This is a genomic window from Paenibacillus solani, assembly GCF_050475945.1.
Lineage (GTDB): Bacteria > Bacillota > Bacilli > Paenibacillales > Paenibacillaceae > Paenibacillus_AQ > Paenibacillus_AQ solani_A.
Genome location: NZ_JBCMXJ010000007.1, coordinates 216,768 through 233,344, shown reverse-complemented (window position 1 = coordinate 233,344; position 16,577 = coordinate 216,768). Strand labels below are relative to the sequence as shown.

The following is a 16,577-nucleotide window of genomic DNA, read 5'->3' as shown; positions in this document are numbered from 1 at the left end:
GTGAATAACGAACGGTCCATGTTGAGCCGTCTTTATCCAACAACCAAGTTTATGATTACGATCGCTTTATGTTTGGCCGCATTTATCGTGCCCGGCTATGCGTTTAGCTACGCTGTTCTGCCCATTTGCATGGTGCTGGCTTACTTTGCCGGCAGCTTCAAGGAATTTTCCAATCTGGCAATTAAGGCACTGCTGATGATTGTTGTATTCATCTTCATTCTTCAAAGCTTCTTCTATCCCGGTCATGACATTCTGTGGAGCTGGGGCATCTTCTCTATTAAACGGGAAGGTGTGGAGTTCGCCCTGTTTCTGACATCAAAGATCGTGGCGGTGGCCTCGGCATTCGTTCTGTTCTTCCGTATTACCAAGGTTAAGGATTTGGTCCATTCCCTAGAGCAGATCGGCTTGCCGTCCAAAGTCACCTATGTCATCCTGTCCACGCTGCAGCTCATCCCCGAGATGAAGAAGCTGACCCATGTCATCATGGATGCCCAAAAAACGAGAGGCGTCGAAACTGAAGGCAAAATGCTTGTCCGTATGAAAGCCTTCCTGCCAACGCTCAGCCCACTTATTCTCGGATCTGTGGCAAGCACCGAGGAACGGGTACTGACACTGGAATCGAGAGCCTTCTCGGCCAACGTCAAAAAAAGCAGCATCTACACACTGGAGAAAACCAAGTATGACCGGCTGGTACAGATCCTGCTGATTGTACTGCTGGCTATCTTAATCGTCTGGAGAGTTGCGCTATGAGTATCATTACAATCAAGAATATGTCATACCAGTATCCGATCAGTGAGTCTGATGCACTCAAGTCTGTGAATGTAACGATTGAACGGGGTAAGCTGTATGCACTGGTTGGTGCCAACGGGGGCGGAAAAACGACCCTGTGCAATGTTATCCGCGGGTTTATCCCCCACTTCTATAAGGGGGACCTGCGCGGCGAGGTGCTGATTGAAGGCAAGGATATCCGGGAATGGGGAATGGGTGAGCTCTCCCAAAAAGTCGGATATGTCTTCCAGAATCCTTTTACGCAAATTAGCGGTGTGAAAGATAATGTATTCGAAGAGATTGCCTTCGGCCTTGAGAATCTGGGCATGGAGCCCGCACTAATTCGGGAGAAGGTGGATCAGGTGACCCGGATGCTGGAGATTGATTATTTGCGGGATAAGAACCCGTTTGAGCTCTCCGGTGGCCAGAAGCAGCGGGTAGCTCTCGCTTCCATCATCGTCATGGAGCCGGATGTGCTGGTGATTGACGAGCCAACCTCCCAGCTTGACCCGAAGGGAACGGAAGAAGTATTCAAGATTATTGAGCTAATGAAAAATAAAGGTAAAACGATCATTCTTGTCGAGCATAAAATTGAGCTGATTGCTGAATATGCGGACTACATTATCCTGCTGAACGAGGGAGAAGTGGCCATGCAAGGCAGCACGAGGGAGATTCTAACCGACGAGCGTGCCCTTACATTTGGGGCTGCCCTTCCTCAGTACTCACTGTTCGGCATGGAGATGTTCAGACGGGGGATGGATCTTGGCAGCATCCCGCTAACGGAAAAAGAAGCTATCGAAGCTGTGAAGACATGGATGAAGAAGGGGGTTAACGCATGAGCTTTCTGACATTGACGAATGCTTCCTTTGCTTATCCGAACGGCTACAAAGCCGTGGATCAAGTTAATATGTCCTTTAATAAAGGCGAATCCGTTGCCATTGTTGGCCAGAACGGGGCAGGTAAAACGACGACCGTCAAGATGATGAACGGGCTGCTCAAGCCTTCCGAGGGAGATGTCGTTATCGATGGATGGAACACTCGGGATTATACCACCGCCCAAATATCGAGAAAAGTCGGCTATGTGTTCCAGAACCCCGATGACCAGATTTTTCATAACGATGTGTACAGCGAGATTGAATTCGGGCCCCGCAAGCTGGGTCTCCCGGAGGAACAGGTGAAAGCGAACGTCATGAAAGCAGCAGAGCTTGCAGGCGTCGTTCCCTTTCTGAAAGACAATCCGTACAATTTACCCTACTCTATGCGTAAATTCGTAACGATCGCCTCTGTAATCGCGATGGATTCCAGCGTCATCATTCTAGATGAGCCGACAGCAGGTCAGGATCTCCCTGCCATGGAGCGGCTCGCCAATCTGATCGAGACATTAAATCAGGAAGGCAAAACCATCATTACGATTACGCATGACATGGAATTTGTCGTGAACAACTTCCATCGGGTTATCGTCATGGCGAACCGTCAGGTCATTGCGGATGATGACAAGCGGGCCATCTTCTGGAATCTGGATGTGCTGGAGCGGGCGATGCTGAAGCAGCCGCATATCAGCCGGCTCGGATACTCGCTGGGGATTGGCCACAATATCCTGGCGATTCCGGAGCTTGCGGACGAGCTGGCCAAGCACAAGTGAGGTTATAAAGGAGTGATCCTATGGAGCAGGTAAAGCATATTCTGTTGGACGTGGATACAGGCGTGGATGATGCGCTGGCGATCATCTACGCTGTTAAATCCAGTAAGCTGCATATAGAAGGCATTACAACCGTATTTGGCAATGTCGGTGTGAAGCAGGCGACAGAGAATACGCTCCGGGTGCTCGAATTGGCACAGCCTGGTTACGAGATCCCAGTTGCTATGGGGGCAGATGCCCCCTTGTTTCGCCCGCGCCGGGAGAACGTAACCGCTATTCATGGGGCTAATGGGCTGGCTGGATATGAGCTGCCAGCGTCCGGTCGCTTGCCGGTGGAGGAGAGAGCATCCGATTTCATGGTTAGAAAGGTACGGGAACAGGCGCATGATATCACGCTGGTATGTACCGGCAGACTGACTAATTTGGCGGTGGCACTTGCCAAGGACCCATCGATTGCTCAGAAGGCCAAGCTGGTGTTAATGGGTGGCGCCATCAAGGTACCGGGCAATGTCACGCCCGTGTCCGAGGCCAACATCCATGGTGATCCTGAAGCAGCGCACCGGGTGTTCGAGTCCGGAATTCCTATTACGATGGTCGGCCTCGATGTGACCGGAAAAGCAAAGTTCAGCGAGGCTCATTATCATACGCTCATGAATGGTTTTTTAGATCAACAGTCAGCATTGAAATCATTCATGCATCATATATTCACCTTCAGCTTCGAGGCAAGCGAACGCTTGAACGAAGGTAAGTACCGGCTGATGCATGATCCGCTGGCATTGGCTGTTGTTGAGGATCCCTCCCTGGTGGAGATGGAGGACTATTACGTCTATATAGAAACGAAAGGACAACTATCCTCCGGCGCGACGCTGGTTGACTTCAGACGGCCGCAGTCACGGACCAATGCCTCCGTCTGCATGCGAGTCCGTGAAGAGGCATTCCTTCAGCATTATATTCGTACGGTGTTGTCATAACCCGTCAGAGGAAGGAGGGGCATCATTAATGAACCCCATATTATTGGATGTGGATACAGGAATTGACGATGCGCTGGCGATTGCCTATGCGGTTCGGTCTCCGGAGCTCGACGTTATCGGGATTACGACCTGCTTCGGAAACGTATCGGTAGATCATGCGACGCGTAATACACTCCATGTCCTGCAGCAGTTAGGAGCAACCGGAATTCCGGTTGCCATGGGGGAAGCCGCCCCGTTATTCCATCCTTCCATGAAGACTTATCCTACCCAGTTTCATGGTGAGAATGGTCTCGGCAACCTGACTTTTCCCTATCCCGCAGGCAAGCCTGTATCCACACCTGCTGCGGCCTTTATGGTGGATCAGATCAGACGATATCCGAAGCAAGTAACGGTGATCTGCGTTGGTCCCTTAACTAATCTTGCCGCTGCCATTCTGCAAGCACCGGAAATTGTATCACTCGTGCGGCAGATCATCGTGATGGGCGGCGCTGTGGGCGTGGCGGGCAACCGCCGGATGCATGCGGAAGCGAATATCTATTCTGACCCGGAAGCAGCCCAGCTCGTCTTCCAATCCGGCGCTCCAATCACGCTGGTTGGACTGGATGTAACGTTACAGACTAAGCTCAGGCTGGAGGATATCCAGCGCTGGAGAGAGCTGGATACGGATTTGACCCGCTTTTTGGCCGATATGACCTCTTATTATATCGAAGGCTACCGGCAAGCCTATCGCGATCGCGCAAGCTGTGCTCTGCATGATCCATTGGCAGTCGCAGTCGCGATTGATCACAGCCTGGTCAAGGTTCAGCCGATGGTGCTCCAGGTCGATCTGGAAGGCATCCATTCGTATGGCAGAACCATTGTTGATCTGCGGCCGCGTTGTACCGATCAGCCGAATGTCAATGTGTGCGTTGGTGTCGATGCGAAGCGGTTCGAGGAGCATTTTATGCAAACGCTGATGATATAAGCGACAGCATAAGGAGTGAACGCGGGAAGCGTTCACTCCTTTTGTGTTGGCTGCAAACACCGATCAGCTCGCGGTGCCTTTTGCAAGGCGGACATTCTATTCGCTAATTCCCTTCATCCGGTTGCGGCGGGATGGCATACATAACACTAGACTTTCAGGGAAACCTCCTATAAAATGGAATCATGTAGCGAAACAAAGTTTCACTAGTTGAAACCACCAAGGAGGAGAAGAACCAATGGCTTTTCATTTCTATGGTCTGGATCATGTTCAACTGGCTGCTCCGGAAGGCTGTGAAACAGAAGCACGGCATTTTTACCAGGATCTATTGGGTTGGACGGAGATTCCGAAGCCTGAAATTCTCAAGAAACGCGGTGGCGTGTGGTTCCTATGCGGGACGCATCAGGTACATATTGGAGTCCAGCCCGATTTTGTTCCCGCTACCAAAGCCCACCCGGCATTCCATGTACAGAACTTGGATGAGCTGCGTGAGTATTTACAGCAACGGGATATTCTAGTTATCGATGACGAAGCAAGAGCGGATGAAGGAGTTCGTCGTTTCTATTTAAACGATCCCTTTGGAAATCGACTTGAGTTTCTAGAGTGGCTTCGGTCTTAAAAGTTACTTAGCATTGAAGATCCGACTCTCTAGTGATAATATTTATTGTGGCATTCAGATTGGTAATAATTACATCAAGTAGAGGTGTCGGATGAGAGTATTAAAGGTTTTTGCCATCACCATATCCATATTCGCTGTATTATTTACGGGGGTTGTCGTATACATACTACTGGCTGAGCCGGATCTGCTAAAGACGAATGACAAGACGCTTGCAGCGACATCTTCAACCGAAACCCCTAACAAAGACAATTCCGCTGATCAACAAAATGAATCGGAAACGCCTTCAAAGCCGGCGACAGCGCCTGAGCCTGACAAGTCCAAGCCTTCGAAGCCAGCTGCAGTTACATCGAACACGAAATCTGAAAAAGCCCAAGAGGTAAAGCCACCATCGGCTCCAAGTGCAACTATAGAAGTCAGCACACAACCTTCCAAACCGGTGTCGGAAGAGCCCACACCCGCTCCAAATTCAATCCAGGATCCGAGTACACTCCTCATGGGCAGTTGGGTAGCTGTGAATAATCCCAATCTGCGCTTTGAATTTTTTCGGGATGGCACATTTACAAGAGGCAATTATCATGCCCCGAACGATTACAATGAATTTGCGGGAACGTATTCGTTCAGCAGCAATACACGGTTAAAGCTCCAATACGAGAAATGGACCATCGAACTCGATTCAGGCTATAAGAATTCTCGCCCAAGTGACGAGAGTTATGTATTCGAGATTGTCATTGATGATCATACCCTTCGAATTCCCGGCTCCAAAGAGGCCTTTGGTGCTTCTGAATGGACGAGGGAGAACTAGAGCCCTCTACTCAAAACTTCTAACTGAATTGCCTATGGGTGCCCCTCCCGCGAGATTGGCGGTAGGGGCTTCTGGTTTTCCAGGAAGATGCAAGTCTCCCCCGCTCCCTGCACTCCAAATCCTAACACGGGAGGATATTATGGAATTATCTAATAAGTTGATTCAAGTCAGAATCCCGCGAGAAGCCACCACCAAACAACAAGTCTTGTCCGTTGTGGCTGCAATGACTATCGGTGTTATTCTAGGTCTAGCGGCAAAGCTCGTGGATACTCCAGGTGTGAACCCAATTTTTACGAGTGTTGGCGATCGTCTGGGTATATGGATCTTTGTGGCCTCACTTTTATCCGTTTTCAGCTATTCGCCCCAATTAGCGGCTATTAGAATCTTCGCCTTTTTTGGGTCCATGCTTACCGTTTATTATGTTTACACTACGTTTGTGCTGCATTTTTTTCCGGGAAAAGCCATTTTATTCTGGGGTATAGTGGCGGTGGTATCTCCAGTCTGTGCCTATATCATGTGGTATGCGCACGGGAATGGATGGTTGGCTAATATCATTTCGGCTCTTCCCGTCACCGTATTGCTGGTAGAAGGATTTCAACTCCGTAACGCTTACTTGCCCATTCACCATCATTACTATTTAATACCATGGCTTATGGGAATATATCTCCTCATGATCGTTGTCTTGCTGCTACTCCTTCCGAACAACAGACGGAAACTTCTGAGTATTGTACCGATAGCTATTATTTTATCTATAATCATGGTGTACTTTAATGTTCTCGGCCGGATATTTGGTGGAATGAACGGGGTATTGTAGATGTACTGATCTAAGATACATAGAGAGACTCAAGTTTAAAGCTATTCATTTCATAGCAATCTTACTGTAATGTTTCAGAAAAATGGGGTTGATCGAATGAAGCGGCACCAAGATCATCTTCGATCGCCATGCGGCACCTCGAAACTCAATGCATCCTAGCAGCAAAAGACCCTTCTGCGGAAGGGTCTTTCATATTCTACGTTTATTTGTGTGCGGACACATGCGGTCAACTGCATATTCCTTAAAGCAGTACCAATATAATTCCAGAATCACCTTCCAAGAGCTGCCCATACCTGCTCGTATACCCTCTTCAAGGGGATACCATGCTTCTCGGCGATCTTCTTGCAATCTTCAAACTCCGGCGCCCACTGTACGTTCTGCCCGTCATGCATTCCTGTTTTAACCGTGACTTCTCCCCATTCGGTTGACACCTTCTCAAACGTTCTTTCCAAACGGTGCACAGTCAAAGGGTAATACCGCACGCCCAGCGTCGTGGTCTCGCGAAAGAGGATATCCTTCATCTGGTCTACGCTATCCTTAGAGCAGAGCAGCTGCAGCAGTGTTCCCGGCCTGTTCTTCTTCATGTAAATCGGTGTGTAGTATACATCGTTCGCTCCGCTCTCAAACAGCAGATCCATAACGTATCCGAGCCATTCGCCGGGAATGTCATCAAAGTTCACTTCCATTTTGACCATGTCATGGTCGATATGTTCATGATTCGGGGGCTTATTCGCACTCACGCGCATCTCTCCTTTGGAAGTTCTGCTCCTATCTCCTTTCGCTCATCTGACGCTATTTCGCGGGTTAGTCTCCGATGATAACCCGCAGCACATTCGGATGCTCGGCAAAGGTCTTGGTGCCTGCGCCGTAGCCGATGGATCTTACCCGCATAGAAGGGATCGGACCGTATGCTTCAGCCAGCACGGAGACGATCGCTGCGCCCGTAGGCGTGGTGAGCTCCCCGCGGATATCCGATTGCTCCAGAGGCGCTCCTCTTAGAATCTCGAGCGTGGCTGGCGCAGGTACAGGATATATGCCGTGATCAATGCGTATTTTTCCTTTCCCAACTGGTACAGGCGAGGATTGGATCATGTCGATTTCCAATTGATGAATCAAGATCGCTGCACCGACAATATCAATAATGGAGTCCACGGCTCCTACTTCATGAAAATGCACCTTCTCCAGAGGGACGCCATGAATATGTCCTTCCGCTTCACCGATTTTCTTGAATATCCGGAGCGCGATATCTTGTACCCGCTGCTCAAACCCGGCATGCTCGATCATTTTCACAATGTCCTTGTAGGACCGGTGATCATGATGGTGATGTCCATGCTGGTGGGCATGGCTATGACTGTGATCATGAGGGTGGCTATGCTCATGATTATGGCTATGTTCGTGACTGTGGTCGTGGCCATGAGCATGTATGTGCGAATGATCAGTATGATCATGCTCATGGTTATGCCCATGGCTGTGGTTGTGATCATCTCCGTGTTCGTGTACGTTCACATGATCCGTATGGTCGTGGCTACCACTGTGATCGTGTCCGTGATCATGACCATGCTCATGCTCCGCATGTTCATGGCTATGGCTATGCCCATGGCTGTGGTCGTGCTGGTGAGCATGTTCATGCTTGCTCGCATCACCTGTCAGGAGAACATCGAATTTGGTCGATGTGATCCCATTTTTCACAACCTTATTCCATGTCAGCTCATACTCTTCCTCGATTCGCAGCTTCTTCAGCTCGTCCTGCAGCTTGGATGGATCGGCACCTGCATCGATCAGCGCACCGATGAACATATCTCCGCTAATGCCGGAGAAACAATCAAGATAAAGTATTTTCAATCCGGTTTCCCCCTTTATGTGCAAGCTGATGAATGAGTGCCGCGTTATACCCGCCGCCGAATCCATTATCGATATTCACTACACTGATTCCGGAAGCACAGGAATTCAGCATGGTGAGCAGGGCCGAGAGGCCGTTGAAGCTTGCCCCATATCCAATACTCGTCGGGACCGCAATCACGGGATGAGAGACCAGTCCGCCGACAACGCTAGGGAGTGCCCCCTCCATACCGGCCACGACAACAGATACGGTCGCTTGCTGAATTTCCTCCGCATGACTCAGGAGACGATGAATGCCTGCGACCCCCACATCATAAATGCGGCGTACCTGGCTGCCCAGTACTTCTGCTGTAACCGCCGCTTCCTCTGCAACTCTCAGATCGGAGGTGCCTGCTGCAATGACGACCACATAACCCGGTAATGCTTCCTCTTCGTCATCACCCTTTTTCCAATATAATAACTGAGCTGTCTCATCATATTGATACTCCGGGCATGTCTCTTGAACAATCCCGGCCTTTTCTTTAGAAATTCTCGTGACCAGAACGCTCTGATTTCGGGCTTGCAATGATTGGGCAATCGATAGGATATGTGCAGCCGTTTTGCCTTCCCCGTACACAATCTCGGGAAAGCCTTGGCGCTTTTTGCGGTGATAGTCTACCTTCGCGAAGCCGAGATCTTCGTATGTGGCTAGTCTTTCTTTCGCTTCTGCGACGCTCAAAGCGCCTGTTCGAACCTGCTCCAATATGTTATCAAGCACTTTTCTCATCCCCTAAAAATCAATCTGGTATTGAAAATGAAATTAAAATAGTCCTGTTATCGTTTTGGCGACGCCTTCATATTTGCTGTAGATTTCCTGATAGCGCTTGCTATTCTCCGGATTCGGAACAATCGTCTCCCCCCAAGGGATGTTCTGTTTAATGTCTTCGAAGGAGGCCACCTTCCCAGTAGCCACCAATGCTGTCCATGCCGCTCCCCAAGCAGCGCTATGATGATTCTCGGAAACGCAGACTTCCGCCCCGAACACATCCGCCATCATCTGCAGCCAGCAGGTCGACCGGGACAGACCGCCATTGACATAGATTTTCTTCGGCTCACCGGCTATGGCTTCCAGAGCCTTCCCTATTTGATACAGGTTGAAGGTAATACCCTCCAGAACTGCACGAATAAAGTGCGCCTTGGTATGCGTTATACTGATGCCAAAAAAGTTCCCTCTGGCCCTTGGATTCCACAGCGGCGCCCGTTCGCCGTTCACGTAAGGAAGAAACAGGAGGCCTTCTGCCCCTGGCTCCACCCTATCTGCCGCGCTTAGAAATTCGCCAAAGTCTCCATCATCGCCGAGCAAATCTTTTACCCATTGTACTACAATCCCGCCGTTATTCGTGGGACCGCCGATAATGGCCGTATCCTCCGTAAAGGAATAACAGAAGGTTTCCTCGTTCTCGCTTGCTTTGATATGTCTCGTGAATTGTCTGATGGCTCCGCTCGTTCCTACCGATACAGCTACTTCTCCCGGCAAGATTGCGCCGATGCCCAAGTTCGACAGCTGGCCGTCTGCCGCACCAATCACGAAAGACATGCTGTCCGGTAAACCCATCTCGTCGGCAATCGTCGTACTAAGCCCGGTCAGCACCGTTGTCGGTGCTACAATCGTCGACAGTTGATGTTCCGAAATCCCCGCCATCTCGAGCAAATCCGGTTCCCAGGCCAATTTCACCGGGTTAAACAAACCAGTTGCAGATGCCATGGAATAGTCGATTAGACGCTCACCGAACCAGCAATATATCAGATATTCCTTAATTGACATGAAATAGGCAGCGTTCCGGTAAGGCTCATTGTCCGTTTCCTTCATCCATAACAGCTTCATCAAAGGCGTCATGGGATGAATCGGCGTCCCGGTCCGTGCGTATATTTCGCTCTTCAAACTTTTATCCAACTGATCGACCTGCCCGGCACTTCTACTGTCTGCCCAGATCAGTGCTGGAGACAATGGCCTTACCTGTTCATCCAGCACGATAAGCGAATGCATCGCCGCCGACAAACCCAGCGTGATCAACTCGCCGGAGCGGACATCCGCTTTGCGGATCACTTCCCTGACGACCCGTACAGCCGATCTTTCAATGGCTGCAGGATTCTGTTCCACCCAGCCTTGATGCGGATAATCCGAGACAATCATCTCCTCGGTCTCTGCGATCATGTGGCCTTCTATATTAAAGACGCAGGCTTTTACGCTTGTCGTACCGATATCCAGTCCAATGACCAGCTCTCTTAACATGTTCATCTTCCTCTTCTGCTTCACATTTCATGTAAACTGCCATTGCTTCGTTAACGGCTCTTCACTGCAAATTTATACGGAGAGCACCTTGTTCATGCTTCCGCTCTGATAACCGGTAAGATCCAGCGTTACGTACTTGTATCCAAATTCCTGCAGCTTGCTTGCAATCTGATGATGATGGGTCAGGACAGTCTGCATGTCACCCGGCTCCACTTCAATTCTGGCCGTTTCCTGATGTGTCCGCACGCGTACCTGCCGGATGTGGAGGGACTTCAAATAAGCCTCTGCTCTTTCAACCTTGGTCAGCTTCTCCTTCGTGATCCGTTCTCCATAAGCGATTCGTGAAGACAGGCAGGCAAAGGACGGCTTATTCCAGGTAGGCAGCCCAAAACCTTTGGACAGCTCCCGAATCTCCTCTTTATACAATTCCGCCTCCAGCAGCGGGCCGCGGATTCCCCGCTCCTTGGCCGCCTGCATGCCAGGACGGAACTCATTCATATCATCGGCGATGACACCGTATACAATATTCTTGAAGGATCGCTCCTGCAATACGGGCACTAAATGGTCAAACAGGCTGCTTTTGCAAAAATAACAGCGATTCTGTGTATTTTCCGCATACCCTGGAATGGCCAGCTCGGACGTTTCGATCACCTGATGCCTTGCACCGATCAGCTCAGCCAGGCTTTTGGCCTCTTCCAGCTCCGTGGAGGGGTAGGTTTCGGAATCCGCTGTAACGGCAAGCACATGCTCGGGCCCCAGCGTATCGACAGCTACTTTTAACAAGAAAGTGCTGTCAACACCTCCCGAAAATGCAACAACAACGGACTTCATTTCTCGAAGGATGGACTGTAATTGTTCATATTTTTGGCTTAACAAGGTCTGTTCCCCCTTCAATTTAGGATCCTTATATCGTCATGCTTCCAAAGCCGCCGTCCACGCGCAGAAGCGAGCCGGTCATAAAGCTGGAGGCTTGGTCCGAAGCCAGTAATACAGCCGCGCCTTTCAGTTCCTCTGGCGTACCAAAACGGTTCATCGGAGTATGCTTCATAATGGATTCGATCCGATCCGGGCTTAGTATCTTCTGGTTTTGTTCGGCCGGGAAGAAACCCGGTATGATGGCGTTAACCCGGATACCTTCAGGAGCAAACTCGCGGGCCAAGAACTGAGTAACACTGTTCAGACCGGCCTTGGAGACGGAATATGTGAACACTTTGGACAATGGCGTGGTAGAAGAAACGGAAGATATATTAATGATGCTTCCTTTACGCTTCTGCTCAATCATCCGTTTAGCAAATATTTGACATGTAACAACTATACCCTTTAAATTGACGTCCATAATATCGTCCCACTCGTCCATCCCCAGCTCGAAGAACGGAGTGGAGCTATTCTTGCCAGGCGCGTTAAGAACGATGTCCCAACCGCCAGACCATGCTTCAATTTCAGCCGCAACTTGCAGCAGGGATTCCCGGGAGCTCACGTCCGCCTGGAAAGCCTTGGCCTCACCGCCACCACTCTGGATGCTGTCAACAACCTCCTGCGCCTTGGTCAGATTACGCCCCACGATCGCCACTTTGGCTCCATGCTCAGCAAAACCTTCAGCAATGGCAGAGCCCAGCACACTGTTTCCTCCGATAGCAACCGCTGTTTTTCCTGTTAAATCGAATAGGTTTGTCATCTCTTTACTCTCCCTTGTCAGATATCAGATTAGATTGTCGTGCTCGTCAAAAGAAAAATCATAAGGCTCCGAACATAATTCCATGGAAGGATGCTCCCTCACGTAGTCGAATAATGCCTCTGAAACTTCAATTTCGCCAAGCACCAGTGTATTTTTGATCCGGACCAGCTTGGCCTGGTTAAAATCCAAAACATTGCACGTCTTGATCGCCGCTTGAATGGCTTCGCGGTCGTTTGGCAGCGTGGTGGCGATTTTGGTCGGCGCCACGACGGTTGAGGTCAGCCCATTGGCATAAGTGACTTCCAGATCCGTCTTATCCACCAGACGCTGTGTTGTAAAGTCCGCCGTTCCCACGCCGTTGGCATTGCCCTCGGTTTGGGGTGTCAAATCCAGGACAACGATTTTGTTTACGTCCGGCCCGCCGTGGGCGTAAGGCGTTGGGTAGCGGCCCGTTATATTCGGGTCCATGCCGTCGCCGCTTATATTTTTGCCGATCTGATCAACAACAAGAACCTCCAACTGGTCAAAAAACAGCTTAGGCAGCAGCTCTTTGGCTTTCTTCTGCAGATCCGCCTCTTTGGCGATAATCTCCTCAGGCGTGAGCACTTCAACGACAGCGACTTTGTCAAATGCATTCTCGACAGTGGCAACGCCGAAGAGTACGGGCTTCTGCTGCATGATCAATTTGGCCATAGCCGGAACATTCTCCGCCATATATTTAAAACCGAGCTGATGACAGGCTTCCGCCCCTTTTTGCTTGCCAAGCCCGATGCTGATCATCTTCATGATGCCGCTTTCAACTGGCCCTCTAAAAGCCGTATGCGGTTTCACCCGATTGATGACGATAATGCCGTCAGCCGCTGCCGCGTACCGGTCCAGGTAAACGGGGAGACCATTTGGCAATTCGCCTAGTTGAACCACTTCCATCGAGGATCGAATTTCACAGCCGACGCTCTCTTCCGTCACGCCAAGATGCGCCAGCACCTCACGCTGCCCCTCCGCAGTAGCACCCCCATGGCTTCCCATGCTCGGTACAATGAACGGCTCTGCCCCGGCTTCCTTCAAGGCTTTGACCGTGACGGCCGTCAGTTCGACGATACGATCCAGCCCTCTGCTGCCAACCGCAACCGCGATCTGCATGCCAGGCTTCACCGTTTGCCGGATATGCTCCTGCTGCAGCTTGGCCCAGAGCTCGCTTCCAAGGTCTTCGATCTGATGATTGTCAAAGTGCACTTTCACCCTGGCCATCTTCGGAATTGGAATATCCCTTAGCAGCTCCTGCAAAATTCCCATACTTGATTCGCTCCTTTAGGTTAGATTACGGGTTTTTCGATTCTCTCCAGTTATGTTTATAGGTTGATGGTCTATTAAATCCATGAATTTGTTCTCTCGCTCACTTTAATTTGTTTACCAAACAAACTAATTAAGTGTATAATATCATTCCATAAGGCACTCGTCAAGATTTCCAGGCACGTAATCCTGCTTCATTAATGGAAATGGACGACATGTAGAAGAAGGAGAATACGCATGGCCAAAGACAATGCTCATATCAAAAAAATGAACCAGGCGCTCATTATCAGCAGCATCATGGAGCATGGTGAAATATCCAGAGCCGAAATAGCAAAAGTGACCGGTCTCAACAAATCGACCATAACCGTTCAAACGGGGGAGCTGCTGGAGCAAGCGCTCCTCCTTGAAACGACCCAGGAACATAATCTGCTGGGTAGAAGACCCATCTCGCTATCCATCAACCCGGACGCGGGTTACGCTTTAGGCATCGATTTGGATCGGAATCACGCTGCGTTCATGATTACCGATTTATTAGGAAAGCCGATCCACACGGAGTCGGTGGGCCTTGCGACCATGGATTATCACGACATCGTGCGGCTGCTGACTCAATATATACGCCATTATCAAGGGGAATATGATCAAGCTCCTCATGGATTAATCGGTGTCACCATAGGCATCCATGGTTTGGTTGATCATCAGGGTCAGGTCGCGTTCGCACAGCCTCCGATCGATCAGGGCCGTCATCTGCAGCAAGATCTGCAAAATCAGACCGGCCTTCGTATTCATCTCAAGAATAATGCCAATCTGTGCGCATTTGCCGAATCGGTCTACGGCCATCCCCGCAGCAACCATTTGCTGTCGATCCATTTAGGCTCGGGCATTGGCCTTGGCCTTCGTGTAAATACCGAAACCCTCACCGGATATCATGGTTTCGCTGGGGAAATCGGGCATATGATTATACAACCCGAAGGAAGGCCGTGCAGCTGCGGCAACAAGGGCTGCTGGGAACAGTATGCCTCCGAAGGCAGCTTCATGGAGCAGTTATCCGCCACCAAGCACAGATCCAATATCAGCTATGAAAACATCAAAGGCTGGATGCAGGACTCCGATCCCGTTACTTGTCGCCTGATGGACCAATATTACGATGATATTGCGATCGGCCTCAACAACGTCATTAATCTATGCAACCCTGAGATCACGATCCTTAACAGCGAGCTGCTGCGGCTGCATTCCAATGCGGCCCAGGATTTAAGATCACGACTTCGTTCTACCATAAGCAATCCGCACGAGCTGTTGATATCGGAGCTTGGGAACCAGGCATGCGTCATGGGCGCTTGCGCTTATGTTATTCAGCAATTCTGGGGCACCCCCCGCCTCAATTTTACGGCCGTTCGGAAATAAGCATCATATCTCCCCGCCGCATATCGCCTTAAACAGCAAATGGCCGGACATCATGATCAGTTACGATGATGTCCGGCCATTTTTTACATTAGGAATGACAATGTTACTTCATCCATTGAGTGTGGAAGATGCCCTCTTTATCCACGCGCTCGTACGTATGCGCGCCAAAGTAATCACGCTGCGCTTGCAGCAGGTTGGCAGGCAAAACCTCCGAACGATAGCTGTCATAGTAAGCGATGGCGCTTGAGAAGGAAGGAACCGGTATCCCATGCTGAATCGCAATTGCCAGAACGTCCCGAAGGGCAGACTGATAGCTTTCCACAATACCCTTGAAATAAGGATCAAGAAGCAAATTCTCAAGTCCCGCATCCCGGTCGTAAGCGTCTTTGATCTTCTGCAGGAATTGGGCGCGAATGATGCAGCCGCCGCGGAAGATCATGGCGATGTCACCGTAGCGCAAGTTCCAGTCATATTCTTCAGAAGCCGCACGCATCTGGGCGAATCCTTGCGCATAGGAACAAATCTTGCTCATATACAGCGCTTTGCGCACCGCTTCGATAAGCTCTTCCCTATTGCCTTCGTAAGTTTTCTGCGGTGGACCGCTGAGAATTTTACTCGCCTTCACCCGCTCTTCCTTCATGGCCGAGATGAAGCGCGCGAATACCGACTCCGTAATGATTGGCAGTGATACGCCCAAGTCCAGGGCATTCTGACTCGTCCATTTACCTGTGCCCTTCTGCCCTGCCGTATCCAGAATTAGATCCACCAGCGGCTTGCCTGTGTCTTCATCCACCTTCGCGAAGATATCCGCGGTAATCTCGATCAGGTAGCTGTCCAGCTCACCTTGATTCCATTTAGCGAATATGGTGCTCAGCTCCTCCGCGCTTACATGCAGAAGATTCTTGAGGATAAAATATGCCTCAGAGATCAGCTGCATATCGCCGTATTCGATTCCGTTATGGACCATCTTCACATAATGGCCGGCACCGCTGGGGCCGATATAGGTGCAGCAAGGATCACCATCCACCTTGGCGGAGATGGCTTCCAGGATTGGCTTAACCAGCTCATAAGCCTCTTCATGCCCTCCTGGCATAATGGATGGACCCTTCAGTGCGCCTTCTTCCCCGCCGGACACTCCCGTTCCAATGAAATGGAAGCCTGCCGTTTCAAGCTCACGGTTGCGCCGGATGGTGTCCTGAAAGAATGTATTGCCGCCGTCGATCAGAATATCCCCCTGCTCCAAATAGGGCTTTAACGATTGGATCGTCATGTCGGTTGCCGTCCCGGCTTTGACCATGAGTAAAATTTTGCGAGGCTTCTCCAAAGCATGAACGAACTCCTCGATCGTTTTAGCGCCGACAAACTGTTTACCTTGTCCCTCGTTGTCCAGGAAGTCAGCTGTTTTCTCATAAGAACGGTTGAATACAGCCACGGAGTACCCGCGACTTTCAATATTCAGAGCCAGATTCTTTCCCATCACGGCCAAGCCGATCACACCGATTTGCTGTTTGCTCATGTCTACCACT

General features: G+C 50.3%; 17 protein-coding genes. 9 read left to right on the top strand and 8 right to left on the bottom strand.

Going from position 1 to position 16,577, the window contains the following annotated elements:
- The 8 genes from ABEQ74_RS09215 (at position 1) to ABEQ74_RS09180 (ending at position 6,574) form a co-directional block, all read left to right on the top strand.
- Entirely contained in the window at positions 1-750 is a 750-nt protein-coding gene (locus ABEQ74_RS09215; RefSeq protein WP_430121684.1) for an energy-coupling factor transporter transmembrane component T, read from the top strand.
- Positions 747-1,607 (top strand): energy-coupling factor ABC transporter ATP-binding protein, encoded by an 861-nt coding sequence (locus tag ABEQ74_RS09210; protein WP_430121682.1) that lies wholly within the window; start codon positions 747-749, stop codon positions 1,605-1,607. The genes ABEQ74_RS09215 and ABEQ74_RS09210 overlap by 4 nt, the downstream gene beginning before the upstream one ends.
- On the top strand, positions 1,604-2,410 hold the full coding sequence (locus tag ABEQ74_RS09205; RefSeq protein WP_430121680.1) for an energy-coupling factor ABC transporter ATP-binding protein: 807 nt from the start codon (positions 1,604-1,606) through the stop codon (positions 2,408-2,410). Before ABEQ74_RS09210 ends, ABEQ74_RS09205 begins: the two co-directional genes overlap by 4 nt.
- 20 nt (positions 2,411-2,430) lie before the next feature.
- The gene (locus tag ABEQ74_RS09200) at positions 2,431-3,378 is read left to right on the top strand and encodes a nucleoside hydrolase (protein ID WP_430121679.1); all 948 of its coding nucleotides are present in this window, start codon (positions 2,431-2,433) and stop codon (positions 3,376-3,378) included.
- Between the two features lie 28 nt (positions 3,379-3,406).
- Complete coding sequence (locus ABEQ74_RS09195; protein ID WP_430121677.1) at positions 3,407-4,342, top strand: nucleoside hydrolase; 936 nt, start codon at positions 3,407-3,409, stop codon at positions 4,340-4,342.
- A gap of 235 nt (positions 4,343-4,577) precedes the next feature.
- Positions 4,578-4,958 (top strand): VOC family protein, encoded by a 381-nt coding sequence (locus ABEQ74_RS09190; RefSeq protein WP_430121675.1) that lies wholly within the window; start codon positions 4,578-4,580, stop codon positions 4,956-4,958.
- 91 nt (positions 4,959-5,049) lie between these two features.
- Entirely contained in the window at positions 5,050-5,760 is a 711-nt protein-coding gene (locus ABEQ74_RS09185; protein ID WP_430121673.1) for a hypothetical protein, read from the top strand.
- A 139-nt stretch (positions 5,761-5,899) separates the two neighbouring features.
- A complete protein-coding gene (locus tag ABEQ74_RS09180) occupies positions 5,900-6,574 on the top strand; it encodes a DUF6518 family protein (protein WP_430121671.1) in 675 nt (224 codons plus the stop codon).
- Positions 6,575-6,843: 269 nt separating this feature from the next.
- On the opposite strand, the gene larC (ABEQ74_RS09175) is transcribed toward ABEQ74_RS09180, so the two are convergent.
- The 7 genes from larC (ABEQ74_RS09175) to ABEQ74_RS09145 form a co-directional block, all read right to left on the bottom strand.
- A complete protein-coding gene (gene larC, locus ABEQ74_RS09175; protein WP_430121669.1) occupies positions 6,844-7,314 on the bottom strand; it encodes a nickel insertion protein in 471 nt (156 codons plus the stop codon).
- Positions 7,315-7,378: 64 nt separating this feature from the next.
- Positions 7,379-8,416, bottom strand: coding sequence for a nickel insertion protein (gene larC, locus ABEQ74_RS09170; RefSeq protein WP_430121667.1), 1,038 nt, complete (start codon positions 8,414-8,416; stop codon positions 7,379-7,381).
- Positions 8,397-9,170 (bottom strand): nickel pincer cofactor biosynthesis protein LarB, encoded by a 774-nt coding sequence (larB, locus tag ABEQ74_RS09165; protein WP_430121665.1) that lies wholly within the window; start codon positions 9,168-9,170, stop codon positions 8,397-8,399. Before larB ends, larC (ABEQ74_RS09170) begins: the two co-directional genes overlap by 20 nt.
- Positions 9,171-9,212: 42 nt before the next feature.
- A complete protein-coding gene (locus ABEQ74_RS09160; RefSeq protein WP_430121663.1) occupies positions 9,213-10,685 on the bottom strand; it encodes a gluconokinase in 1,473 nt (490 codons plus the stop codon).
- Positions 10,686-10,757: 72 nt separating this feature from the next.
- On the bottom strand, positions 10,758-11,561 hold the full coding sequence (gene larE / locus ABEQ74_RS09155; RefSeq protein ID WP_430121661.1) for an ATP-dependent sacrificial sulfur transferase LarE: 804 nt from the start codon (positions 11,559-11,561) through the stop codon (positions 10,758-10,760).
- A 28-nt stretch (positions 11,562-11,589) separates the two neighbouring features.
- Positions 11,590-12,360 (bottom strand): SDR family oxidoreductase, encoded by a 771-nt coding sequence (locus tag ABEQ74_RS09150; RefSeq protein WP_430121659.1) that lies wholly within the window; start codon positions 12,358-12,360, stop codon positions 11,590-11,592.
- A 24-nt stretch (positions 12,361-12,384) separates the two neighbouring features.
- Positions 12,385-13,653, bottom strand: a complete 1,269-nt coding sequence (locus tag ABEQ74_RS09145) for a lactate racemase domain-containing protein (RefSeq protein ID WP_430121657.1) — start codon at positions 13,651-13,653, stop codon at positions 12,385-12,387.
- Positions 13,654-13,887: 234 nt separating this feature from the next.
- Between ABEQ74_RS09145 and ABEQ74_RS09140 the strand changes: the two genes are divergently transcribed.
- Positions 13,888-15,051, top strand: coding sequence for an ROK family protein (locus ABEQ74_RS09140; RefSeq protein WP_430121655.1), 1,164 nt, complete (start codon positions 13,888-13,890; stop codon positions 15,049-15,051).
- A 103-nt stretch (positions 15,052-15,154) separates the two neighbouring features.
- Here the strand turns inward: ABEQ74_RS09140 and gndA are convergent, their stop codons facing one another.
- Positions 15,155-16,567: an NADP-dependent phosphogluconate dehydrogenase gene (gene gndA / locus ABEQ74_RS09135; protein WP_430121653.1), complete on the bottom strand. Its 1,413-nt coding sequence runs from the start codon at positions 16,565-16,567 to the stop codon at positions 15,155-15,157.
- Between the last annotated feature and the right edge of the window lie 10 nt (positions 16,568-16,577).